Origin of the sequence: Lyngbya aestuarii BL J, assembly GCF_000478195.2 — a bacterium.
Taxonomy (GTDB): Bacteria; Cyanobacteriota; Cyanobacteriia; order Cyanobacteriales; family Microcoleaceae; genus Capilliphycus; species Capilliphycus aestuarii.
The window spans coordinates 30,981-55,137 of sequence record NZ_AUZM01000002.1; the positions used below are offsets into that span (position 1 = coordinate 30,981).

The 24,157-nt window shown below is 41.4% G+C and carries 21 protein-coding genes; 10 read left to right on the forward strand and 11 right to left on the reverse strand.

Features of this window, described 5'->3' with window-relative positions:
* Positions 1-697: 697 nt before the first annotated feature.
* From M595_RS01155 to M595_RS01165, 3 genes are all read left to right on the forward strand, one after another.
* Positions 698-2,446: a DUF262 domain-containing protein gene (locus M595_RS01155; RefSeq protein WP_238987004.1), complete on the forward strand. Its 1,749-nt coding sequence runs from the start codon at positions 698-700 to the stop codon at positions 2,444-2,446.
* A gap of 113 nt (positions 2,447-2,559) precedes the next feature.
* Entirely contained in the window at positions 2,560-3,717 is a 1,158-nt protein-coding gene (locus M595_RS01160; protein WP_023064115.1) for a SpoIID/LytB domain-containing protein, read from the forward strand.
* Between the two features lie 58 nt (positions 3,718-3,775).
* Positions 3,776-5,005, forward strand: coding sequence for a protein kinase domain-containing protein (locus M595_RS01165; protein ID WP_023064177.1), 1,230 nt, complete (start codon positions 3,776-3,778; stop codon positions 5,003-5,005).
* A 134-nt stretch (positions 5,006-5,139) separates the two neighbouring features.
* Here the strand turns inward: M595_RS01165 and M595_RS01170 are convergent, their stop codons facing one another.
* Positions 5,140-5,358 carry a DUF4327 family protein gene (locus M595_RS01170; RefSeq protein ID WP_040483401.1) on the reverse strand — a complete coding sequence of 73 codons (219 nt, stop codon included), beginning with the start codon at positions 5,356-5,358 and terminating at the stop codon, positions 5,140-5,142.
* Between the two features lie 288 nt (positions 5,359-5,646).
* Complete coding sequence (locus tag M595_RS01175) at positions 5,647-6,720, reverse strand: HlyD family secretion protein (protein ID WP_023064109.1); 1,074 nt, start codon at positions 6,718-6,720, stop codon at positions 5,647-5,649.
* Between the two features lie 781 nt (positions 6,721-7,501).
* Here M595_RS01175 and M595_RS01180 point away from each other — a divergent pair.
* On the forward strand, positions 7,502-9,649 hold the full coding sequence (locus M595_RS01180; RefSeq protein ID WP_023064176.1) for a peptidase domain-containing ABC transporter: 2,148 nt from the start codon (positions 7,502-7,504) through the stop codon (positions 9,647-9,649).
* 53 nt (positions 9,650-9,702) lie between these two features.
* Here M595_RS01180 and M595_RS01185 read toward each other — a convergent pair whose 3' ends face one another.
* Positions 9,703-10,164: an HNH endonuclease gene (locus tag M595_RS01185; protein ID WP_023064124.1), complete on the reverse strand. Its 462-nt coding sequence runs from the start codon at positions 10,162-10,164 to the stop codon at positions 9,703-9,705.
* On the reverse strand, positions 10,161-10,394 hold the full coding sequence (locus M595_RS01190) for a hypothetical protein (RefSeq protein WP_023064084.1): 234 nt from the start codon (positions 10,392-10,394) through the stop codon (positions 10,161-10,163). Before M595_RS01190 ends, M595_RS01185 begins: the two co-directional genes overlap by 4 nt.
* Before the next feature lie 89 nt (positions 10,395-10,483).
* On the opposite strand from M595_RS01190, the gene M595_RS28930 reads away from it, so the two are divergent.
* Positions 10,484-10,672 carry a tetratricopeptide repeat protein gene (locus M595_RS28930; RefSeq protein WP_275044454.1) on the forward strand — a complete coding sequence of 63 codons (189 nt, stop codon included), beginning with the start codon at positions 10,484-10,486 and terminating at the stop codon, positions 10,670-10,672.
* 69 nt (positions 10,673-10,741) lie between these two features.
* Here the strand turns inward: M595_RS28930 and cimA are convergent, their stop codons facing one another.
* Complete coding sequence (cimA, locus tag M595_RS01195; RefSeq protein WP_238987005.1) at positions 10,742-12,385, reverse strand: citramalate synthase; 1,644 nt, start codon at positions 12,383-12,385, stop codon at positions 10,742-10,744.
* 287 nt (positions 12,386-12,672) lie between these two features.
* Between cimA and M595_RS01200 the strand changes: the two genes are divergently transcribed.
* Together M595_RS01200 and trxA are read left to right on the forward strand one after the other, a co-directional pair.
* Positions 12,673-13,008, forward strand: a complete 336-nt coding sequence (locus M595_RS01200) for a 2Fe-2S iron-sulfur cluster-binding protein (RefSeq protein WP_023064213.1) — start codon at positions 12,673-12,675, stop codon at positions 13,006-13,008.
* A 306-nt stretch (positions 13,009-13,314) separates the two neighbouring features.
* A complete protein-coding gene (trxA, locus tag M595_RS01205) occupies positions 13,315-13,638 on the forward strand; it encodes a thioredoxin (protein WP_023064255.1) in 324 nt (107 codons plus the stop codon).
* A gap of 73 nt (positions 13,639-13,711) precedes the next feature.
* Here trxA and M595_RS01210 read toward each other — a convergent pair whose 3' ends face one another.
* A complete protein-coding gene (locus tag M595_RS01210; protein ID WP_023064138.1) occupies positions 13,712-15,280 on the reverse strand; it encodes a serine hydrolase in 1,569 nt (522 codons plus the stop codon).
* A gap of 113 nt (positions 15,281-15,393) precedes the next feature.
* Entirely contained in the window at positions 15,394-16,347 is a 954-nt protein-coding gene (locus tag M595_RS01215; protein ID WP_023064173.1) for an RNA methyltransferase, read from the reverse strand.
* A gap of 61 nt (positions 16,348-16,408) precedes the next feature.
* Between M595_RS01215 and M595_RS28935 the strand changes: the two genes are divergently transcribed.
* The 3 genes from M595_RS28935 (at position 16,409) to M595_RS01225 (ending at position 18,486) form a co-directional block, all read left to right on the forward strand.
* A complete protein-coding gene (locus M595_RS28935; protein WP_071809849.1) occupies positions 16,409-16,561 on the forward strand; it encodes a DUF2256 domain-containing protein in 153 nt (50 codons plus the stop codon).
* A 99-nt stretch (positions 16,562-16,660) separates the two neighbouring features.
* The gene (locus M595_RS01220; RefSeq protein ID WP_040483402.1) at positions 16,661-17,584 is read left to right on the forward strand and encodes an isoaspartyl peptidase/L-asparaginase; all 924 of its coding nucleotides are present in this window, start codon (positions 16,661-16,663) and stop codon (positions 17,582-17,584) included.
* A gap of 80 nt (positions 17,585-17,664) precedes the next feature.
* Positions 17,665-18,486, forward strand: a complete 822-nt coding sequence (locus M595_RS01225) for a Uma2 family endonuclease (protein WP_023064108.1) — start codon at positions 17,665-17,667, stop codon at positions 18,484-18,486.
* A gap of 568 nt (positions 18,487-19,054) precedes the next feature.
* On the opposite strand, the gene M595_RS01235 is transcribed toward M595_RS01225, so the two are convergent.
* The 4 genes from M595_RS01235 to M595_RS01250 all read right to left on the reverse strand — a co-directional run bounded on the left by M595_RS01235 (position 19,055) and on the right by M595_RS01250 (position 23,983).
* On the reverse strand, positions 19,055-19,288 hold the full coding sequence (locus M595_RS01235; protein WP_023064120.1) for an antitoxin family protein: 234 nt from the start codon (positions 19,286-19,288) through the stop codon (positions 19,055-19,057).
* A 352-nt stretch (positions 19,289-19,640) separates the two neighbouring features.
* On the reverse strand, positions 19,641-20,735 hold the full coding sequence (locus tag M595_RS01240; RefSeq protein ID WP_023064252.1) for a hypothetical protein: 1,095 nt from the start codon (positions 20,733-20,735) through the stop codon (positions 19,641-19,643).
* 19 nt (positions 20,736-20,754) lie between these two features.
* A complete protein-coding gene (locus M595_RS01245) occupies positions 20,755-23,490 on the reverse strand; it encodes an FHA domain-containing protein (protein ID WP_023064132.1) in 2,736 nt (911 codons plus the stop codon).
* Positions 23,491-23,614: 124 nt separating this feature from the next.
* Entirely contained in the window at positions 23,615-23,983 is a 369-nt protein-coding gene (locus M595_RS01250; protein ID WP_040483403.1) for a hypothetical protein, read from the reverse strand.
* Between the last annotated feature and the right edge of the window lie 174 nt (positions 23,984-24,157).

Here is a 24,157-nt window from a genome sequence, read left to right on the forward strand (position 1 = left end):
GGGAGGCGGATGTCTCCCTTTAAACTCACTTAAATTGTCAAGCACTTTTAACGCCTCAGAGTGATTACGCGGTCAATCACGCACCCAACTTAATTTTATTACAATTTTAACCTAGAATTAAAATTCGGCTGAGTTTTTCTGAGATTTTCAGTGGGGGAGATTCTGATATTTTCTCACCTTCTCAAAATTCATAGCCGATCAAATTTGGATGGAAGTTACCCAATTTTGATCGGGCTAGATGACTATTCTAGCTGATTAGAATCGCGATTGGAAAGCGTCTTTTCAATACCGGATCAGCAACCTCGTTATAAACTAACAATTCCTCGCTTCACAGCAGCGATCGCTGAGTGATAAATCAGATAACAAAGATTAATTTCATCGTCTTAAACCGTTTACAAAATTACTCTAAACTCTAATACTTATATAAGAAGAAGATTATAACTATTGATGCGGATTTTACTAAAGTCTAACTTCTTTCAGTGCTTCTTCAATAACTTCATTACTAACACCATGACGTTTTAAACTGGCAATTAAGGCAGATATAGTATCCCCTTCTAAACACTCAAGATTGTCTCGAAGTCCTTGCCCAATATAGGCACGAATGAGGGGTTGATAAGAGGATAGGCGTATAATAATAATGCTATTGAAGTTTTTTTAGGTACTAGGGAGCTAAAATATGAGCATTGTCCCACGCGGAATGTCTATCACTGAAGCTTATCGGCTTTATCGGGATGGTAACTTATTAGTTAACAGAAAGTATCAAAGAAAATTGATTTGGTCAGTTCCTGAAAAAGAGAAGCTAATTGGAAGTATTTTGAAAGGATATCCAATCCCTTTAATTTTGCTGGCTGAACGTCCTCAAGTTCATGGGAGTGGAAAGTATGAGATCATAGATGGTATGCAGCGACTTAACGCTATTTGTGATTTTATTGAAAATGGATTCTCATTTCAGGGTAAATATTTTGATCTTAACGAATTCTCTTATGCCAAACAATTAGCCGACGAAAAAAAATTTCAATTTACAGAAAATTCTGATAATTTATCTAGAAAAGAATGTTCAAAAATTTTAGATTATCAACTGGCAGTAACTATCTATACTGCAATGAATGAAAGTGACATAACAGAGGTTTTTGGAAGAATAAATTCTGGTGGAAAGCAATTAAGTAATCAAGAGAGACGACAAGCAGGTGTAACAGCACCATTTGCAGAAGTAGTTCGTACGATTGCTATGAAACTGCGTGGAGATGATACTCCGAAAACACTTCGCCTATTTGAGATGCCACAGATTAGCATTGATTCTAAAAAGACTCAAAACTATGGGATTAAAGCAGAAGATACTTTGTGGTGCAAGCAAGGAATTCTTCGCATAAATCAACTGCGTGATAGTGAAGATGAAGATATGATTGCAGATATTGCAGCGTCGATCTTGCTGTCTGAACCTTTGGCAAAAAGCTCAAATTTATTAGATAAGCTTTATGATGATAACAGCGAAGATTTTAAGCGTATTGAAAAATCTCTTGCTACTTATGGAGCAGACAGAATAGAAGAAAATATTGTAAAAACTTTTTCCGTACTTTCAGAAACTATTGAATCCTATAGCTTAGAGAATAAGTGCTTGGTAAATATTGTAAATCCGGGGTACAATCCAATACCACAGGCATTTTATACGATTTTTATGGCTTTTTTTGATCTGGTTATAGAGTCTGAACTTCTACCTGCTGATCCTCAAGGAATTATGCAAGCACTTAAAAATCTTCAAAAGAAATTAGATATAAGCCGTGGTTATAAAACAATCAAAGGACGTAAAACGAATATTAATCAAACTAAAGGACTGATACAAGAATTTTTTGTCAAAAAAGATACATCATCTTTAGGACAAGGTGCTGAGTTAATACAAGAATTTAAAAATTCCTTACTTCGTTCTCGGATAGAAACTACAAAGTACGAGTGTAAACAAGGTTTGCTCGATCTATCACAGAATAGGAAGCTAAATAATGATTTGCTGCAAAAACTTGTTAACACAATTTGTGGAATTGCAAACTCGAATCCCGAAACTGATGGATATATATTTTTAGGAGTAGCTGATAAAAAGCCAGATGCAGTAAGAATTAAAAGTTTAGATAAGATTAACCCCATGGAAATCAACGGTAGATATATTGTAGGGATTGATAGAGAAGCAATATCTCTAGGCAAAAAGTTAGAGGACTACGTTGAATTATTAATTAAGACAATCCGCCAATCCGATTTAACAGAACCTTTAAAAACTCAAGTTCTAGCAAAAATTGATACTATAAATTATAAAGGACACTCTGTAATTAGAATTAATGTTCCATCACAAAAAGATGTTTCGTTTGTAGGTGAAAAAGCATTTACCAGAGAGAATTCTTCAACAATAGAAGTAACAGGGCCAAGATTAGTGGCTATTAGTCAACTTTTTCAAAAATAATTTATTCGTCCATGTTAGCGGATGATTGTTCTCGAAGAGGTTAGAATAATTGGGCTGAACGGTTACGATCGTTGTTGCTATACCGACTGAACACAACTCTCAAGTCTGAGATGATGAAAGCTGGATTATTTTTGACGGGTCTTGTTATGTCTCCTCTACAACAGATTAAACAATTCAAACACTACGCTTGGGTTTCCCTGCTGTTGTGGCTGTTGATAGTCGCACCCGCCCAGGCTGCTGTGTTGCTGCGTATTGCAGTCACCGAAGATGCGAATCAAGTCAAAGTGGGAAGTTCGACTCAAGCGGTTGTCCGCAACGCCAATGGTCAAACATTAGGACAAATTTCTCCCCAAGGCGGGCTGGTTGCACAACCCAAATCCGGTAATATTTCTTTAGGTCAATGGCAAGGCAGTCAACTCTGGATCGAACCCACAGGAAATGGTCATGTTTGGATTGGTGAGGGTTGGTATCGGGGCCGGGTGTTATTGGTGGCTGACGATGGCGGAATTACGGCGATTAACTATGTTGATATCGAACAATATCTTTACAGCGTATTAGGGTCAGAAATGGATGGAGGTTGGCCGACTGAAGCCTTAAAAGCCCAAGCTGTAGCTGCCCGAACTTACGCCCTGTACAAGCGAGAACGCAGCAACGGGGTTTATGATTTGGGAGATGATCAAATGTGGCAGGTTTATAAAGGGTTAGCGACTGAATCTGGGGGAACTCAAGCCGCAGTCAACTCAACCGCCGGACAAGTTCTCACCCATAACGGTCAAATTATTTTAGCGGCCTTTCATTCGTCCTCGGGCGGACATACGGAAAATGTGGAGGATGTTTGGGATGATGCTTTGCCCTATTTGCGGGGTGTACCCGACTATGACAAGGGTTCGCCTGTGTTTGAGTGGACGAGAACGTTTTCTCAAGCTGACTTGTCTGGGCGCATTTCTGGGGTCGGTAAAGTCGTGTCGATGACTCCTGAACAAACAACGGCGTTTGGAAGTATTTTGTCAATGAAAGTGGTCGGTGAGGGGGGGACTCGCACGATGACGGGAGAAGCAATTGCCGCTGCTTTAGGACTGAGAAGCACTCGTTTTCGCGTTAACCGTCAACCCAATTCGACTAACTTTACGATTGTTGGGCGAGGTTTTGGACATGGAGTGGGCTTGAGTCAATGGGGGGCTTATAATTTGGCTAGGGCCGGATACACTTATTATCAAATTCTGATGCACTATTACCAGAATACGAGTTTGGCAAAAATTCGAGTGGAGTAGTTGAGGGATGTTCGGCTTTGAGTTTTCTGCGAATGCGGCTGAGTCGTGAATCATTCAAATGGCTGATGTATTGACGTTGACGCTACTTGATCCACAGGATAAAACTCCTCAAAAACAGTGGAAATTTGAGGATCAGTCTGTGATTGAGATCGGACGGGCTTCAGATAATCAGGTTGTGATTGTTGATCCGTTGGTGTCTCGTTATCATCTACAACTTCGTAAACTGAGTGAGAATCCCCTCAAGTGGATGTTAGTCAATAAGGGGACAAATGGCACTTTTGTTAATGGGGTGCTAACTTCTCAAGCTGTTGTCACAGAGGGGATTTTAATTGAGTTAGCAAAAGGTGGCCCGCTACTTCAACTCAACTGGCAATTCATTCGTCCGGTTTCCATCCCCAATACTTCCGGTTGTTCTCACGCCGGAAACCCACCCAACAATTTATTTTGTATTCATTGCGGTTTACCCATTCATATTGAACGCAGTATCCGCAATTATCACGTTTTAAGAACGTTAGGACAGGGAGGAATGGGAACAACAACCCTGGCTTGGAATGCGGAGTCGAGTTTACCTCAAACTTTGGGTCAGATCCGAATTCCGGCGTTGGTAGTTCTCAAAGAAATGAATGCAGACATGGCACAAATTGCCAAATCTCAAGAACTCTTTGAACGAGAAGCCCGTACTCTCAAAGGGTTAAACCATGAGGGAATTCCTCAGTTCTATGACTTTTTTGTGGAAGAGGGGAAAAAATATCTGGCGATGGAAATGGTTCATGGTCAAGACCTAGAAAAGATCGTACAGCATCGAGGGCCAGTTACTCCTCCACAGGCGATTAATTGGATGATCCAAACCTGTGAGGTGTTAGGCTACCTTCATGTTCAAGATCCGCCCATTATTCATCGAGATATTAAACCCGCAAATTTGCTATTACGAAATCTAGATCAACGGATTGTTGTCCTTGATTTTGGGGCGGTTAAGGAGATTGGAACGCCTCCGGGAACCCGTATTGGGGCAGAGGGATATAGCGCCCCCGAACAGGATCGAGGACAACCTCTGACTCTTTCTGATCTTTATGCGATCGGTTCGACACTAATCTTTTTATTAACTGGTGAAAGTCCCTTAAACTTTTATGGAAAACGGGGCGGTAGCTACGGTTTTAACTTAGAAAGCGTTCCTACAATTACCCCTGAACTGCGAACTGTGATTGAACGAGTCACAGAATATCGACCTCGCGATCGCTACCCCGATGCCCAACACCTTTGTCAAGCTTTACGAGACTGTTTGAATTGACTGATTAATTCAGTTTATTAATCAGATGAGTGAATTTGATGTTTGTGATCGTTTTACCGATTCAAACACGACTCGAAATACCTCAAAATCAAGCTATTAAATGGCGATTTCTTGATATTGAGATGTTTTGATACTTAGTCTTCGTCCCAACCTTCTACGGCAAGGAGTTCGCTAATCGGATCTTGCATGGAAAAACCAAACTCTAACAGTTCTTTTTTCCAGTATTTCCACTCGTCGCCATAGAGAAATGCTATCTTCCAAAGGCGGTCGGTGGGCTTGATTATATCGGATTTCACGAGGGAATCCACCTGACGTTTAAGTTTCTCCATCTGGTGTATAACCTGTTGGCTCATAATACCTCTTTAGTTGTTTAAGTCTTGGTTTTCTTTTGTTGTTCTTCCCAATGCTTTTGTGTGAGTGCTTGAGAGTTTAGTTACGCATAAACTGTAGATTTTTTGGGAAGTCATCTACCTACATCATAAGATAACATACTTAATTTAAAATTGTGTTATTTATGGCACAAAAATTAAATTTCTCCGGCAATAATTCCCCTTCAACACAGAACTTTTCCCAAACCCCTTTATAACCCCAGCTTAATGGATTAGATGAAGTTATCAAACTTTTCCCTTAAGTTCAGGATTTTAAAAGTTGCTCACTAATTTGGCTTTCTTCAAAACCCAGCCTAAGAGACGCTCTTGAGTTACGAGAATATCAGCCGTTCCCTCCATACCCGAATAGATACTGTACTGATGATCGTCTTTCACCAAGTACGAGCTTTCGGGTTGAATCAGAACTTCATAATATGCTTTAGACGTTTGACGAGCAGAGGCTTGAGGGGCATTGCCGTTGAGGGAGATTCGTTTTACCCTTCCTTTCAATATACCATATTCTTGAAAAGGATAAACAGCAATTTGTAAATGAACTTGTTGATCGATCTCTATGCGGGAAATATCCTTTTCCGCAACCCACGCCAAAAACACCAGAGGAACTTGAGTCGGAACGATCTGAGCAATAATTGTATCTGACTCTACGACTTGACCGGGTTTGGGAAGATTGAGTTGAATAATCGTCCCGGCTTGAGGGGCGCGAATGGTACTATGCCCAATCAGGCTGGTGATTTGTTCAAGTTGGCTTTGAGATTGAACAAACTCCTTTTGCACCTGCCATCGCTGTTTGAGAAGGGTTCGCCGTTCCTGAGCAAATTCTTGAGCGACTTCAGGAGTTGACTTCGTTAGCTCCACCACTGCTAATTCTACCGACAAATCATCCAACTTTTGACGCGATCGCCGAGAAGTTTTAGATTCTAATGTCGTCAAAATTTGCAGATCGAGGGTGGTGACATATTGATCGAGTTGATCGAGTTCTTGTTTCAACTGTGTGAGTTGCGCTTGGAGATTACGCTTTTGAGTCAACAGCAAAGATTGATTCACGTAAGCGATCACTTCTCCTTGTTCGAGCGGTTGATTTTCCCGAACTACAATTCGTTCTACAATACCGCTCGTTGCTGCCGAAACCAGTTCAACATCTCCTTCCGGTTGAGCCACTACAGGCACTCTCACACTGGGAGTATAGCGGATAAAACCCGCTAGCACAACAGATCCCCCAAAAGTTCCCAACAATAACAGTCCCGCCCACTGTGTCCAGCGACCAATTGGCGGTAAAAAATCATCACTATCGAGAGGTTCAAGTTCTATCGGTTGGAAGTTGGAAGCCATAACACAGGAAACACCTGAAAAGAGCAATCCAAAAAAGCAGTTCTAGACGCGGAGCAAACCCTAATCACTGAAACTGATAGGACTCGATTTTACATCTATCCGAAGATAGACGACTCCCGAAGCGAGCAGTTGTCCAAAAATTAGCATTCTGACAAATCTTAACGTGATTTTGAGCAATCTACTAGAAATCTCAGGATTTACCTGTTAGTATAGTCGCAACTTCTCAGGCTGAAGTCAATCCTTAGATTAATTCTCTGGGGTTTAAAGTCTGAGGTGAATGACATAAAAGCACAATCTATCTGTTGTTTCAAGGACATTGACCATGGCAGAAAACAAGACCAAGAAACTATTCACTGAGATCTCTTCTGAAGAATCTTCCACTATCAATGGTGGTTCTCACTACGACTACTATCACTACCATAAATCTGACTATCACCACAATAAATCCCACCACCACCATCATCATCATCACGATTATCATTACTACCCCGCTTACCACAGCGGATCTCCCCGTTATTGCTACTAATTTCCGCGCTTCGGTGCTGTACGCGATACAACTTCAGTTTTGATACTTAGTCCTACCAAAAGCGCCCGTAAGTTGCGGGTGTTTTTTTACAGTTATCAGTAACCAGTAACCCGTTTTGACTTTGGCTTTTGGCTAATTGCCTATTGCCTTTTAACTGGTGACTCTCTTGCACAAACTTTACTCATAATTGCGAAGTCCGTAATAAAGTAACTGCTGAACCCGAAGGGTGACTGTAAATTTCCTCTTGCCTTTTCTATGAAATATCCGGTTGTTTTACAACATAGCGAAGAAGACTGTGGGGCGGCTTGTCTGGCAACTGTAGCTAAATATTACGGACGCACCTTTACCCTTCCCCATTTGCGATCAGTCTCCGGTACGGGTCAACAGGGAACCACTTTGCTTGGACTCAAACAGGGCGCAGAAGCGGTTGGGTTTAACGCTCGACCTGTCCGGGCTGACCCTGATATTTTAGATGAAATTGATCAAGTTCCTCTACCTTTAATTATCCACTGGAAAGGGTATCATTGGGTAGTATTATACGGCTACCAACGTCAAAATTATATTATTGCCGATCCCGCTTTGGGAATACTTCAAGTTTCTAAAGAAGAATTAGCCGCTGGATGGAATGACTGGGTTTGTTTATTAATTGAACCGGATCAAGAACGGTTTTTCCTACAAACTAGCGATCAAATTACTAATTTATGGCGATGGATTAAACGGGGTTGGATTTATCGTCAGGTTCTGATTCAAGTTTTTGCAATTAATATTGTTCTGGGTTTACTGGCTCTAGGTTCTCCGTTTTTAATTCAAATTATTACTGATGAAGTTTTAGTTCGAGAAGATTTACAACTGCTGCGATCTATTGTAATTGCAGTGGTGATTATGAATATATTCAGTAGTGCTTTAGGCTTAGTACAATCTAACTTAATTATTCACTTTTCTCAACGTTTAGAACTGGGATTGGTGATGGAATTTGGGCGAAAAATGTTACACCTTCCCCTTAGTTACTACGAAACACATCGGGGAGGCGATATTGTTAGCCGTCTCAAAGATATTCAAGAACTCAATCAATTTGTCTCCCAATTTATTGTTAGTTTACCCAGTCAGCTTTTAGTGGCAATTGTTTCTCTCCTTGTCATGCTCGTTTATAGCATTCCCCTGACTATTGCCGCTTTAATCATCGGGGGATTAATGGTTTTATCAACTTTAGCGTTACTCCCCACATTACGACAAAAAACACGTCAGTTCTTTGCAGTCGAAGCCGAAACTCAAGGTATTTTAGTTGAAACCTTTAAAGGTGCCTTAACCCTGAAAACCACAAACAGCACCCCGGAATTTTGGGAAGAATTTCAAACGCGCTTCGGACGACAAGCAAACCTCGCCTTTAAAACCACTCAAATTGCAATTCTCAATGATATTTTTTCTGGGTTAGTTAGTGGAGTTGGCGGTGTTGCGTTACTTTGGTTTGGGAGTAGAATTGTGATTACAAATAACCTCAGTATTGGTCAACTCCTCGCCTTTCTCACCCTCCAACGAAACATTACTATTTTTGTGAGTTCTATTGTTGGGTTTACAGATGACTTAACTCGGGTACAAACCGTCACTCAAAGATTAGCTGACGTAATTGATGCTACTTCCGAAGGCTTGGAAACCGACAATCAAAAACCCTCAGCCTATATTCCCCCCAACGCTGACATTAACTGTAATAATATCACCTTTCATTACGGCGGACAAGTTAATTTACTCGATAAATTTTCCGTTGTCTTTCCCGGTGGGAAAACCATTGCATTAATTGGACGTTCGGGGTGTGGGAAAAGTACCCTCGCCAAATTAATTGCAGGTTTGTATCCCCTACAATCCGGTAATATTAGATTAGGGATGTACAATCAACAAGATTTATCCCTCGACTGTCTGCGTCAACAGGTGATATTAGTTCCTCAAGATGCCCATTTTTGGAGTCGTTCAATTATTGAAAACTTCCGCTTAGGACATCCCGGAATTCCCTTTGAAGCAATTGTTCACGCCTGTAAAATCTCGGGTGCGGATGAATTTATTAGTCAACTTCCTGAAAAATATCAGACCATTTTAGGGGAATTTGGCGCCAATATTTCCGGTGGACAACGACAACGATTAGCCATTGCCAGAGCGATTGTAACCAATCCTTCTCTCTTAATTTTAGACGAATCAACCGCCAGTTTAGACCCCCTCAGCGAAAGCGAAATACTCTCTCGACTCCTGCAACAGCGGCGGGGAAGAACGACCATTTTAATTAGTCATCGACCCCGAGTTATAAACCAAGCGGACTGGATTATATTATTAGAAAACGGTCAACTCAAACTTCAGGGAGAATTATCGAAATTACAATCACTTCCCGGCGAACACCTCTATTTTTTAACCCCTTAATTATCGGAAGGATAGAGCATCAGCACAGATGACTCTCCTAGCAACTCAAATGATTATTCTATTGCTGTCTGTCTACTATCTTCTTGAGGAGGATGTTGATTGACTTGTACCCAGAAACGTCGAGTTGAGCGAATTGAATCTTCTTGATTATAGCGGTTATCATTGAGGTCAAGGCGATCGCAGGTGGCTCTACCTATCTGAGTAATTCCGATAATATTAGTACCATCTGCTGTCCAGACAAAATGATCTGACCATCGTTGTTGACGAGGGTTGAATAAGGGAACAGTTTCTCCAGTTTCCGAATCAAATCCTGTTGTAAAATTATAACGACGTTCATTGCAGCGACGACAGGCTAAAGCTAGATTTTCGGGTTGATCGGAACCTCCTAGAGAACGGGGAATAATGTGATCAATAGTAAAACGAGATGCGCTAAGTTTTTCGGGAGAATGGCAATATTCACACAAGTAATTTGCTCGTTGTCGAATCAATTCTCTTGTGGCTTGGTCAATGGTCATTTTTGAGCCACTAACATTGCATTAATGTGAGTAAAAATCCGATCAAGTTCTCCAATGGCGTCGAGTTCTGTACTTTCTTCAAACGTGAGAGAATCTGCTTTTTTCTTGTCAAGAAGTTTTTCCATGCGTTCTTGAAGTTCATCGCTGAACTTGAATAGATTAATCTGATCCATTTGCTCAATTCTAATCTTTCCCAGGAGAGCAGAAGGTTTAACAACAGTAGCAGTCATAGGACAGTTAAGGATATTGAGTGAGTGCAGAGAATAGCTATATTGAAATTTTAAACGATTTTTGCTAATCAAGCGATCGCATTATTTTTATAAAGTCCGTCCTTTTAGGGGGCTATCTACGTTCGGTTGCTATCCGCGAGAAAGCCTTGGGAGAAAACCATCCCGATGTCGCCATCACCCTCAACAACTTGGCATTATTCTACACCTTCCAAGGACGCTACAGTGAAGCCGAACCCCTATTTCAACGTTACCGGGAACTGCTGAAAAAGCAAAGGTGATTTTGCACCGTTATGGTCTGCGGGTTTTAACTCCCGGAAAAGCGGCGGAATTTAGGAGGATAAATCTCTTTAACTCAACTTCACTGAAACGGGATTTTGTTGGTACTCGGTTAACAATAAACCATATTCCAACCCCTCGACAACCGCTTGATAAGACGCATCTAAAATATTTGTAGAAACGCCAACTGTTGTCCACCGTTTCTGACCGTTACTCGACTCAATTAATACCCGAGTTTTAGCAGAAGTTCCCTCTCTCCCATCCAAAATTCTCACTTTATAATCAGTCAGTTGAAATTGAGCAATACTCGGATAAAAACTCAATAACGCCTTTCTTAACGCCGAGTCTAACGCCGAAACCGGGCCGTTTCCTTCGGCTGAAGCGAGGATTTCTTCTCCATTTACCGTGACTTTTACCGTTGCCAAAGAATTACTCATGTCTTCGGTTCGTTTGTCACAATGAACTTGAAACCCTTTAATTTCAAACAACGTTTTTCGAGACCCCAACGCCTCCCGCATCAACAACTCAAAACTTGCTTCGGCTGCTTCAAACTGATAACCCTGATGTTCCAATTCTTTCATCCGTTGCAAAATTTGCCGACAAGTGGGATGATCGCGATCAAGTTCAATCCCAAAACTTTGCGCCTTGACCAAAACATTACTTAAACCCGACTGCTCAGAAATCACAATTCGCCGTTTATTTCCCACCGTTTCCGGTTCAATATGTTCATAAGTTAGGGGATTTTTCTGCACGGCTGACACATGAATTCCCCCTTTATGAGCAAACGCCGACAACCCCACAAAAGGCGCGTGTTCATCAGGGGCGAGGTTCACTAATTCACTCACTAACCGACTGGTTTCTGTCAGCTTCAAAATTTGGTCTTCCCCAATGCAAGAATAACCGAGTTTAAGTTGTAAATTGGGAATAACCGTACAAAGATTAGCATTTCCACAGCGTTCACCATAACCATTCATCGTCCCCTGAACCATTCTCGCCCCTGACCTCACCCCTGCTAATGCGTTCGCCACAGCCGTCCCGGAGTCATTATGGGTGTGAATGCCAATTTGGGGAAGACTCTCTAAATTCCAACTCGCCAGCACTTCGACAACTTGGTGAGTAATTTCGCTAATTTCATGGGGAAGGGTACCGCCATTAGTATCACAAAGCACTAACCATTCAGCACCCGCCCTCGCTGCGGCTTCTAGAGTTTTGAGGGCGTATTCCGGGTTTTGTTTGTATCCATCAAACCAGTGTTCAGCATCATAAATCATTCGTCGCCCTTGAGAGATCAGAAACTCGATGGAGTCTCCTATCATGGCTAGATTTTCATCCAAGCTGGTCTTCAAACCTTCTGTAACGTGTAAATCCCAGGATTTTCCAAAAAGTGTCACCCAACGAGTTCCGGCTGACAAAATTGGTTTAAAAGCGGGGTCAGTAGCGGCAGTCGTTCCGGGTCGGCGAGTTGAACAAAATGCCACGATTTCCGCTTGGGTGAGGGGTTCTTCTTGCAGTCGCCAAAAAAACTGCACATCTTTGGGGTTTGCACCGGGCCAACCGCCTTCGATAAACGGTATTCCTAACGCATCCAGACGGTAAGCAATGCGGAGTTTGTCTTCGATAGACAGAGAAATTCCTTCTCGTTGGGCGCCGTCTCGCAGCGTGGTATCGTAAATCCAGCAGGTGGGTTGAGTCATGGCGGTTTGATCAGTAGTCATGGGGTTTATGAGGGTGAATCAACACAGCTTCAACTCACCCCTCAAGTGACCAGTCTTGATTGATAGCCTAGCCGTGATTTTGTGATTCGCTTGAATAGGTGGGGGTTGAGTTGTCTCTTTTGTTTGAGTTATTGTTGAAGACTCAGTTTTCCTATTATCTAATTTTCCCCCCTGGTTTTGTCTAGTCTTTTTAGCAATTTTTTTGAAGTAAGAGTTCTGCTAAAAGTTGGTAAAATTCTAAAAAGAATCTAAAAAAATGGGTAGCATCACAAAAGGAGAACACTTTTATGGTTAGTATTCAGGTTCAAGGGAAAACGATCACTTGCGATCGCGGTGAAAATTTACGTCAGGTTTTGCTGAAAAATGGGATTGATCTCTACAATAGTCAGGCTTCTGTGATTAACTGTCGGGGCTTGGGGACTTGTGGAACCTGTGCGGTGGAGATTGTTGGGGAAGTCTCTGAACCGCAGTGGCGAGAAAAAACTCGATTGTCACTTCCGCCTCACTCTCCCCAAACCACTCGCCGTCTCGCTTGTCAGGTGAAGGTGTTGGGAGATATTAAAGTGAGAAAATACGATGGATTTTGGGGGCAAGGATCAGAAACCGTTTGGACAGAAACATAGTCTAGTCACAGATTACTCCGCCCAACGGGTACTCTGCGCGCGTGGGCTTCGCCCAACACCAGTTGCTTTAAGTCGGGGAACCCGCCCAACGCACTGGTTCACCGTACAACGACGGAGACGGCACGGACCGTTGGTCAGATTGTCCCATTTGTGATTGATTTTCGGAATTTGGGTTAATTTTCAAATTTTCTTTGATTTCTGAATCGATTTTACGATACAGTGTCTCCAGAGATTTTCAAACTGATTTGAGATCGGTCGCTAATGCACAGATCCATTTCAATCGTTAACAAAATTGGAGACACACAAATGGGTACGGCTACTTTTATTCAAGATGAAGCTGAATTGGATTTGCTGCTGAAAAATGAGTCATTATTGGTTGTAGACTTCACCGCAACTTGGTGTGGGCCTTGTAAAATGATCGCCCCTTTTATGGATCAACTCGCTGAGGAGTATAGCGATCAAATCAAAGTGTCCAAGTTAGATCTTGATTCTAACAAGGGCATTGCTAAACGATTTTCGATTAGAAGTATTCCGGCGGTCTTGTTCTTCAAAGAAGGGGAATTGAAAGAGACGGTGATCGGGGCGAAGCCCTACGAAAACTTTAAGAGTGTAGTTGCTGGACTGTTGTAATCTAAAATGGTCTCAGGTGCGACGACTTGTTGATGTCTCATTACTGATCATTTTCCTCCGTATCTTCGGAATTTTAATTCTCCTCAACTTCGGAATCTTCAGTTGATTCTGTTTCGGTTTCAGGAGAACGAGTAAAACTTTCATAAACGGTTTTAGAAATATTCCGAATCAGAGATTCAGCCGCCGAATCATCATCATTTCGTTCCACTAAAACCGCCAATAAATACCGCTTTCCATTGGGTAAATCAATTAAACCGACATCACCCGAAACTGATTTTAAATTCCCCGTTTTATGAGCGATAATCGCACCTCGACCTAAGCCACTCGCCAGGAGAGAATCATTTTCGGTTTTCTCCATAATTCTAAAAATGCGATCGCGAGATTTCATCGAAACCAATCCACCTTGATTGAGTTGAGTCAATAAATTTACTAAGTCTTTGGGTGTTGTTTTATTCGTTCCTCTTAAATCTGGAAGTACATCTCGAATCACAGTATTGTGTAAACCCCAATCGAGAAACTTTTGATTGATAAATTCCGCTCCCCCTAAGCGTTCAATCAACATATTCGTTGCGGTATTATCACTAATCACAATCATTTTAGTTGCCGTTTCTAAAGCCGTGTATTCAGTTCCCGCCGATTGATATTGCATATCTCCCGACCCTCCAGCGATATGCTGATCCTCCATTGTCAAGACTTCATTGAGACTAATTTTCCCTTCGTCAACGGCTTGAAAAAATGCAACTAAAATCGGCACTTTAATCGTACTTGCTGCGGCGAAAGCAGATTCACTATTAATATCAACATAGCCGCCTGTATCCAAATCAACTAACAATACCCCCGGTTTTAAATCCGAATTTTCAGGCGTTAAAGCTAAAATTTGTTGTTTAACGGTTTTAATTTCTTGGTTGAGTTGAACCGATAAAGGAAGTGTTTCTACACCGACAGGCGTTGGTGTCGCCTCCAGTTGACTTTCAAGACCTAAATTGGCGTTAGAAGTCGCCGCAGACGATCCCAACCGTCCCAAAGAACTTAATACCGACAACACCGTACCCGAAATTACCCCAATTCCCACACCCAAAATGAGTAAACGCGCCCCATAAATCATCGGTGAAAATCGACGTTTCGGCTTTTTAGTCACTCGGGGACGAGCATAAACCGGAGACTGGGAAGATAGCGTTGAAGAAGGGGAACTCAGCGGACGACGACTGAGACTCCTAGACGGAGGAGGAGCGGGTAAATTAGGGTTTCTACGATTATTCGTAATCAGAGGCGTTATCGGCGAACCAGAAGTCTGACGAGGGCGGTTGCGCCGGGAAGGAGGAGTTCTAGGATGTTGCTGTTGTTGTTCACGAGTTTGTTGTCGCTGGCGTAGTTGAGAGACTAACGGTTTTAAAGACTCAGCCGTTTGTGACGCATCTCCCAAAGGGAAACCAGAGGGTGAATTTGGCGACTTAGACGATTTGAACCGCCCAAACGGTTTCATCAAGCCATTCAAGAAGCGAAACGGCTGAGATGAACTTGTTCGACGCTGACGACGGCGACGGCGAGAAGTCGGCTGAGATCCATTGCGAGATTGGGACTCCCGAGATCGAGAGTCTGAAGAAGAAATAAGCGATAAATGACGGGGGGATCGCTGGGCCACACCAAACACCTAGTAAACTGTGATCAACCAAACAAAGAGTAAGTCCGCGATTAACGAGGACATAAACCGAAAGTCATGTTGAGAGAAGAATCAGGGATTGTCAATACTCAACACTAGATTGAGGTCTCATCTGGGGATTCGCTCTCCATCGTCCTACCAGGCTGTTCAACTGAGGGTGAGTCTGTCTCTTGGGTCAAGGCAACGCGATCGCTCAAAGCACTGCTCTGGGAATCGCACGAGACATCTGCAACAGCATGATTACACGCTATCAGGGTATCATCAACTGTACCGGATTGTTGAGCCTCGTTTAACGCCCATTCCATTTGAGAAAGAATTCCCCTCAACATATTGACTTCGGTTTGAGATAAATCAGCACGATTAAACAAACGCCGAAATTTTTCCATGCGACTCGCCGCAGTATGAGGATAAAGATAACCAATATTCAGCAACAGGGTTTCTAGATGCTCGTAAAATCCTTCTAGACGTTCGAGGGGTGCTGATGATGCGGGCTGAATGGGCGAGGAAACTCGACGAGACGAAGCACTCAAAGACAAATCTTCTGCTGATGTATTCGGGCTGATATTCGCCAGTTGAGACAGTTCATAACAACAGACTGCCACAGCTTGAGCCAAATTTAACGCCGGATAAGCTGAACTCGACGGAATGCGAACAAATCGTTGAGCAAATTTCAGTTCTTCGTTGCTGAGTCCCCGATCTTCCGGGCCAAAAATTAAAGCCGACCGGGTTTCTAGTAACCATCCTAAAGCATGACGGGGATGTTCTAAAGGGGTTTCGAGGGATCGTTCTCGTGCTGTTGTGGCGATCGCTCGTTGACATCCAGTTAAAGCTTCTGGCAAAGTTGCAGTTATCGTTGCTGTTTCCAGTAGATCTGCGGCATGGACAGCCATTCTTTGGGCTTCCTCACACTGGGGATCGCATTGAGGATTGACTAACACTAACTGTTGTAATCCCATATTTTTGAGAATTCGAGCGACAGAACCAACATTTAAGGCTCCGGCTGGCTCGACTAAGATAATCCGAACTTGGGCTAAGGCTTTCTCTAACACTGTCTATAACCTGGACAATGGTATGCTAGTTGTTGACAACCTGCAACTCAAATAACTTAACATGGCACGCCAGCGTTCTAAATCTGACCTGCCAACTAAAGTATGCCCCGTCTGTGGTCGTCCTTTTACTTGGCGCAAAAAATGGGCTGATTGTTGGGATGAAGTGAAATACTGTTCCGAACGTTGTCGGCGACGGAAAAACAGCGACCAGTGAACAGAGAAGATTCATAATTCATAATTCATTGGAATTGTCCAACCAGACGTGCAAAAATATTTCAACTACTCACTCAAAAATTTATTGTTGTAAATCAGTATGGTGCAGCCTAAATTAATTATTCACGGGGGAGCCGGAAGTTCCATTGAAAGTAAAGGGGGGATCGATCAAGTCCGCAAAGCCCTTTATAGTGTTTTAGAAAAAATTTATCCTTTGTTCGCTCAAGGGATCAGCGCCACTGATATCGTTGTTGAGGGATGTCGGTTGCTTGAAGATGAACCTCTATTCAATGCGGGGACGGGTTCGGTGCTTCAGTCAGATGGTCAAATTCGCATGAGTGCGGGTTTGATGAATGGTATGACTCAAAGCTTTAGTGGCGTGATCAACATTTCTCGGGTAAAAAATCCTATTGATCTCGCTAAAGTATTACAAGATTCTATGGATCGGATTTTATCTGATCATGGAGCGACTGAACTGGCGCGAGAATTGCAACTACCGATTTATAATCCTCTAATTGATCGCCGACTCAACGAATGGGTCGAAGAACGTCAGCACAATTTTACCCGAGAAATGGCAAATGTTGTGGCTGAACCTGCTCGTACCGGTACCATTGGAGTTGTTGCTTTAGATACTGCTGGACGACTGGCTGCGGGGACATCTACAGGTGGTAAGGGGTTTGAAAGAATTGGTCGGGTGAGTGATTCTCCCATGCCTGCGGGTAATTATGCCACATCGGAAGCGGCTGTGAGTTGTACGGGGATCGGCGAAGATCTGATCGATGAATGTTTTGCGGCTCGTTTGGTGGTTCGGGGGACAGATGGTTTATCGTTAAAAGATGCCCTGGATCGCTCTTTTGCGGAAGCGACTCAACGAAAACGGGATTTTGGAGCGATCGCGATCAATTCTACAGGTCAGATCGGATTAGGTAAAACTTGTGATGTGATTGTCGCTGCTTATCACGATGGTGAACAAATTGGCGATAGTATTGAAATGGAAAAAGGAACTCAGGTGTTAGTAATTTAATTGGGGGGTTCTGGCGGTTGTGGTACGTTCTAAAAATGCTTCTTTTATAATCAAGAGAAATCCTCAACGGTTCTGAAATTATGTCTTCTCCATCCATTGGCGATCCCGAACTGAAGCCTTTTCCCGATCACACCCAACTGCCAGAATCCGATGGAACCTTCGTGAAAAACTTTCAGGAACATCCCCAAAGCATTTTACTCACCGATTCTCTCGGCACAATTTTACAGCAACTTCACCCGGACGGGCAGTATGCGATCGGTCAGGATTGCGGGATTTATTGGCGCGAACCCCAACCGCCAGAACAGGGAGCAATAGCGCCGGATTGGTTTTATGTTCCCAATGTTCCGTCCCGTTTACATGGGGAAATTCGCCGTTCTTATGTGCTTTGGCGAGAATTTATGGCCCCAATAATTGCATTAGAATTTGCTAGTGGAGATGGTTCAGAAGAACGGGATGCAACACCGTTATTTACCGCAACGGGAAAAACTCAAAAGCCGGGAAAATTTTGGGTGTATGAAAGAATTATTCGGATTCCTTATTACGGCATTTTTGAAATCAAAACAAACAAGCTCGAAGTTTATCACTTGGTTGATGTTTCTTATCAAAAAGTAGAGCAAAACGAGCGGGGACATTATGAAATTCCGTTGCTGAATGTTGAACTGGGTTTGTGGCAAGGTCGCTATCAAAATCAAGATCCTCAACTGTGGCTGCGGTGGTGGGATTTAGACGGAAATTTGCTGTTAATTGGTCACGAACAAGCGGAATTAGAACGACAAAAAACCGAACAAGAACGTCAGCGTGCAGAACAAGCAGAATTCCAGTTACAGCAGGAACGTCAACGAGCCGAACGGTTAGCCGAATTGTTGCGATCGCAAGGGATTAATCTAGAATATCTTGAGTAGAGAATATTATATCGTTTCTGTTTAATCATGCAACTTTTTTCATCCCCCGCCTGCGGCTTCCCACAAACCCTCTTTTGTCATTGGTCACATCTTCGCTTTCATCCTTTGCTAACTTTGCTAAGAACTCATAAGCCAATTTAACCTGATCGGGTGGAGGAAAGATTAACTTTCAAGGAACAACAGTAATAGAGCCGAATTGACGAAAATGATCATCAAAACTAAAGGCTTGCGTTAACTTTAATTTGTCTATAATAACTTTACTACTACAATCTGTAAAACTCCATTCTTTATCCGAAAATCGACTAAACACTTGCCATGTTAACTGAACGTCACCTTCTGTCAGATAGTAAAGCCTAACAAGCTGACCTGAAAAAAATGCTTCCCCTAAAGCAATTGAAAGTGCGGTTTCTCCTCTTGCTCTTAGTAATGTCAGTGTTTCATCAACGATCTAGTCTGTTGTCAGAAGAGGTTGGGTGTTTTGGCGAATCCAAGTATTTGCAGCTTGATAATTAGAATCAGAAGGAACTACGGTTGCAAACCAAGCACTTGTGTCTACAAATATCATTACTTATTTCTGATCATAATAGAGTATTTTATCATGGTCATGCCCTGAAAACTTTTCTTGAGTTCCCTCTAGCGGTAATGCTGCAATTTCAGCCAAGATATCAGCAGGGGTTTTCTCCTCTTGATTGAAATCTCGTGAAGTCACAATAACTTCTACTGGAGTCCCTTCTGGTAGGTTTATTGGCTGCATGAGTCGCAGCACTCCTTGTTCATAAATTGCTTGCAGTGTGATAGTCATTAACTTAGACTCAATAGTAGAACAACTCTTGAATTCATTATAAGCGACTTAGAAGGTTACGAACTTCACCCTAGCTCTATTGTATAATTATCCGTGTATAGGTTAGGGCTGTTTTAATGTGATCGCCTTTCAGTCAGAAAAATAAGTTACCTTTAGTGCGATCGCTTTTCTTTTCAGTTAGATTTCACTTCAGTTCAACTCAACTAACTGTTATCAATAAAAAAGGATAGAGAATGTCTCTACCCTTGAATTTTAAAATTTTAGGATTTTTGCGATCGCGAAGCGTAAAATTAACTGAGTAGAGCAGTCAAATGAAGAGTTGGATGTCACAGTATTCAACCTAACCTACGAGCTACACTAACATTGTAATTGCCAGAGGAATCACTCGTTTAACTCCTTCCTTTACAACTTCTGTTACTGCCGTTTCACTACCTTTATTCAGTAGAGATTTACTCCAAGTTTTGAGCTTTTCTTTAAATGAAGGATCTTTTTTTGCTCGGTTGGCTAAATCTTTTGCTGCTTCCTGTTCAGCTTCTTCAGGAGAGTAAGTTTGAGAAAGTTGGTCTAAAAGTTTCTGAATTTCTTCCGCAGCTTCCGTTAAAGATTGCTTTTCTTCTGGTGCATAGTTGTGAAAAGTATTATTGTCAGAGCGAGCATTTCTACCTGCTGCTCCAGCTTGACCGATATGATAGGTATCTCCTGTATTATTCATAATTTTATCTCCTTTATCTACATAAATATAGTAGCAATTTTTTGAATTTTCAGAAGCAAAATTATTATAATCAGCAGGAATATACTCAGTTTTTTTCAAGGTTACACTGACAGTTCCTTGAAGCTTTCCTCCTTTCTTATAGAACAAACGTGACGCATCTTTTACAGCCTGTGCCACTGCTTCTATCTTAATTGCTTTATTTTCAACTGTTGGATGAATATTGCAGTTTCCGACACGGAAAGATTCAACAAAATTAAACTGGCTAACGATATAGCTCTGTTTAAAAAGATGAAATTTAATTGGAAAAATATAGGAAACATGATTGGAGATATCGGTATTTTCGACGTGTCCCGTATCAATATTGAATTTGTACTCGATTTCCTCGGTTTCCGGATTAATTCTTTGAAAGATGATATTTACAGTCCCTTTTAGCCTTCCTCCTTTCTTGTAAAAAAAGCCAGACGCATCTCGAACTGCTTTAGCTACTGCTTTTAAAGTGATCGTATTGTTTGCAATTGTATAATTAACATAGCAGTTACCCACACGAGAAGATTTATCAAGCTTTAATTTATGAACGATGTATCCTGCTTTTTCAAGATCAGGTGGAATTGGAAATTGATAGGATACACAATTTGGTTTGTCTGTATTTTCAACGTGTCCGGTGTCAATCGCAAATCTATACTCGATTTTCTCGTCTCCAATTTTTCCATGTAGATTAGCTTGAGCTAGTACCATATACCTCTTCTAGATTAGTTTAATTACTAGGATGACAATAAGTCAGAGTTACCTGATTATGAAGTTGATTACCAATTTCGAGTTGATCGCCATTCTTGAGTAGATATCCTTGCTCAGGATGAATCCGAGTTCCATTAACAAAAATTCCATTGCTACTCGTTTTAGTACCATCTCCATCATAAATTCGATAACTGTCTTCTTCCTGTTGAAGCACTGCATGATGTCTGGAGAGAACTTCCCATCCAACATCGGCAATCTCAATATCTGACCAATTAGGATCGCGCCCAATTTGGTGACGTTCTTGTTGAAGATAGAGTATACAAGTTTGATCTGCTTGATTTTTTAGCTTAATATAGGGTTGCGATTGCACACTTAAAATAGTTGGTGCATTACCAGAAATTACTCGTGATGGAGAAACAGAAGGTTCTCGTGTAGGTTGAAGACTTGCTTCTCCTGCTGAATTGTGAACGACTCCTCCTTCAATCGCAACTATGGCACGATTAATTAACTCTCCCCAGGTTTGCCGAATTTCTATATAGCCTTGCTGTTGTCTCGCTTCTGGCCACACGTGCTGTATTTCTTTTCTTAGAAATGTGCGCCATTCTGTTTGGACACCTTTAGCTGAAAGAACTCGATCTACAAAATCTCGGACTAATGTAAAAGCAAGTTCATTTGGCTCACTGAGTTTTTGATTAAGAGTGACTTCACATTCATTAACGACTTGGCAGCGTAGATAATCAAGAGAATTGCGGATTGACTCGGCTTGAGATGAATTTTCTACTAACTTAACAGCAAGGCTAGCTGATATTTCCTGCATTTGTTGTTGAGTAATTGGAATACCTACAATTCTGCTGAGGTTGTCTCTGACACTTGAATCATCAGGTTTGACTGCATTCAGATTGCCATGAATTTGTTGTTGAGAGATCGGGTCAAGATTATTATCTGGTGCTAACTGTTCAAGATGGTGCTTGATCCAGTTCATAATGATATCATCGTAGGAGTACCTGACATTTTGAATATCATTAAATCCTTGTCTTAATCGGTCAGCACGATCAGGCAATATTGCTATGATTTCTTGAAAAAAATCCGCTCCAACTTTGTCTGTTAGCCCTCCCAGACTACCCTTGTCTTTAAGGACATCAATAACAGAGTGTTGTAAATCTTTCAGTAATCGACCGATTGCTTCACCTAAAGGTGATTTAAAATAACTTGATAAAGTTTCTCGGATTTCTTTAATATAGATATAATAAGCAATTTTGTATGAATCTCCCTCCTCATCACGTCGTTCTTCAATCTTTTCAATTGAGGGTATAACTTCCTCTGCACGACAAGATTTTACAGCCTCAATAACTTCGTTCTCAAAATCAGAATTACTCTCATTTCTGTTCGCTCGTAACTTTCTCAAAAGTTCCTGAAGACCATTCGTAAGATTTGGCCATAACTCCCCATCAAACCACTCATCAAAGCCTAAATCTCCATTTTTTCCCTGTGTCAAACTACTTTTAGATTGCTTCAGTTTCTTGCTTATTTCTATTTGAAGTTTATTCAATCGATGCTTATGAGAGCGTAAATATTGATCATAGACAACATTAATACTGTTTGTTAGGTCATCTAAAACAGGCATTAATACTTCAGTTCTTACATCTCCAGCATCAGCACAATTCGCAATCACACACTGACGAACTTCAATATGATGTTGAGTCGTTGTTTTTGCAAAACGCTCACAAGCTTCTAAACTGTCAGTATCCCCTTGCTGAACTCGATTTAGAACCATAAAAGAACAGTTGCTCAAAGGAAAGTCACCAAGAGCCTCACGAGCAGTTTTAAACATAGCTCTGTCCGCTTCTTGCCAGTCATCTCCCAAAGGATCAGGTCGGCGAACAAATAAAATCAAGTCGATTTCTTCTTGAAGTGCTTTAATCAACCGTTCTACATCAAAGATATTATCATCTCCTAAGCCCGGTAAATCAATAACTCCAATTCTTCCAACCTCTTGGTGATGAGGGAACTCACAGAGAATCCGAACTTCTTTAACAGCCAAGTATTCACTCTTGCTACTTTGATCTTGAGCTATATACTTGGTGATATCTTGTTGCGAAACTTCTGTGACATCACCTGTTAGTAACGATTGATAGTTCTGAAATTGGCTATAATACTCTTTGCAGAGACGACCGTATAAAAATCTCGAATTTTCGTCTTTTCTATGTTCAGGCAGTGCGGGAGGTCGTTGACTGAAGTCATCAGGAGTAGAAGGCTTAGAACCCGTTAAATCTAGTTTATCAAAGTATAAGTGAATTACTTCTAGAAATGAATGCCAAGAGTGAAATTCAACTATAATTTTTGCTTGACTTGGATCGTGGGTATGAAAAATTTTACTCAAACCCCTTGTACAAACTCCCTGATCACTGGTTGGGATTGCTGCCTGATTGAGTCCAGTTAAGCTTTGGAGTAAGCGACTTTTTCCTTGTCGCATTCGTCCAACCACTCCTATATTGAGAGTAGAGCGCGATAATCGAGTTTCCAGGTTGCCTAAAATTTCTAGCTCACGATTAATTTGAGGAATATAGGTTGATAAATCAATATATTGTAACCATTGAGATAGGTCAGTATTATTATACTTCACTCGCTCTTGTTCTAATTTTTCTAGAGTTTCTTTTAAAAAAATCCAATGGGGTTTATCTTTTTTTATGGAGTCGGCATAAGCTTGTCGTTTACTAATAATTTCTGCAATTTGTTTGGATCGATCTATATTCATGTTTTCTCCTTATTGTTAATTAGCTAAGTCTTTCGTCTATTTTCTTATCTTGATTTGGATCGGTAATCAGGAAAATTTTTATACATTTTCCCAAGTTTAAATTAATAGGGATAAACTAAACTCATTAGTAAAGTGAATCAGTTACCTCACGACATCCGTATTTTGTCACACCGGTTGAACGGCTAACAGTACCCACATTCATATCATCTTGCTGATCGCCTCTTGATTCTAATCCAGCTTCTACTCCTCTTCGACAAGCTTTTATATGAGCCTCTTCATCTTGAAAATACCAATCTCTTGCTTTCTCTGCTAGATTTCGATTTTGACGAGGATTTCCCCTCAATTCATCTACTTGCTTCCGACCTGTATCCCATAACCATTCTGCACCGTCTCTTAAAACACGACTTGGCCTAGCTGATGCTGGCTCTTGTACTATTGAGATTGTTAATAATAGTCCAGTGACTACTATTGCAAACTTGCGATTTTTTTCCATGCTTGAAGCTATGTAACTCTGTTATTAAATCAATATTATATTAACTTTATCTTTGATGTCACCTAACAACTATTAGGTATTTTTGGTAATTTTGTTAGGTATTTTGTTAGGTATTTTGTTAGGTATATTAGGTTTGTTAGGTATTTTGTTAGGATGTTAATATTGTCATTGGTT

Bases quoted from the DNA above. Each gene is read 5' to 3' on its own strand.
- M595_RS01240 (WP_023064252.1), bottom strand. From the start codon at position 20,735: ATGGTACTAGCTCAAGCTAATCTACATGGAAAAATTGGAGACGAGAAA.
- cimA (WP_238987005.1), bottom strand. From the start codon at position 12,385: ATGACTACTGATCAAACCGCCATGACTCAACCCACCTGCTGGATTTAC.
- M595_RS01170 (WP_040483401.1), bottom strand. From the start codon at position 5,358: ATGAGCCAACAGGTTATACACCAGATGGAGAAACTTAAACGTCAGGTG.
- M595_RS01225 (WP_023064108.1), top strand. From the start codon at position 17,665: ATGTCTTCTCCATCCATTGGCGATCCCGAACTGAAGCCTTTTCCCGAT.
- M595_RS01190 (WP_023064084.1), bottom strand. From the start codon at position 10,394: ATGACTGCTACTGTTGTTAAACCTTCTGCTCTCCTGGGAAAGATTAGA.
- M595_RS01155 (WP_238987004.1), top strand. From the start codon at position 698: ATGTCTATCACTGAAGCTTATCGGCTTTATCGGGATGGTAACTTATTA.
- M595_RS01175 (WP_023064109.1), bottom strand. From the start codon at position 6,720: ATGGCTTCCAACTTCCAACCGATAGAACTTGAACCTCTCGATAGTGAT.
- M595_RS28935 (WP_071809849.1), top strand. From the start codon at position 16,409: ATGGCACGCCAGCGTTCTAAATCTGACCTGCCAACTAAAGTATGCCCC.
- M595_RS01250 (WP_040483403.1), bottom strand. From the start codon at position 23,983: ATGGAAAAAAATCGCAAGTTTGCAATAGTAGTCACTGGACTATTATTA.
- M595_RS01165 (WP_023064177.1), top strand. From the start codon at position 3,776: ATGGCTGATGTATTGACGTTGACGCTACTTGATCCACAGGATAAAACT.
- M595_RS01245 (WP_023064132.1), bottom strand. From the start codon at position 23,490: ATGAATATAGATCGATCCAAACAAATTGCAGAAATTATTAGTAAACGA.
- trxA (WP_023064255.1), top strand. From the start codon at position 13,315: ATGGGTACGGCTACTTTTATTCAAGATGAAGCTGAATTGGATTTGCTG.
- M595_RS01235 (WP_023064120.1), bottom strand. From the start codon at position 19,288: ATGACTATCACACTGCAAGCAATTTATGAACAAGGAGTGCTGCGACTC.
- M595_RS01220 (WP_040483402.1), top strand. From the start codon at position 16,661: ATGGTGCAGCCTAAATTAATTATTCACGGGGGAGCCGGAAGTTCCATT.
- M595_RS01180 (WP_023064176.1), top strand. From the start codon at position 7,502: ATGAAATATCCGGTTGTTTTACAACATAGCGAAGAAGACTGTGGGGCG.
- M595_RS01160 (WP_023064115.1), top strand. From the start codon at position 2,560: ATGAAAGCTGGATTATTTTTGACGGGTCTTGTTATGTCTCCTCTACAA.
- M595_RS01200 (WP_023064213.1), top strand. From the start codon at position 12,673: ATGGTTAGTATTCAGGTTCAAGGGAAAACGATCACTTGCGATCGCGGT.
- M595_RS01185 (WP_023064124.1), bottom strand. From the start codon at position 10,164: ATGACCATTGACCAAGCCACAAGAGAATTGATTCGACAACGAGCAAAT.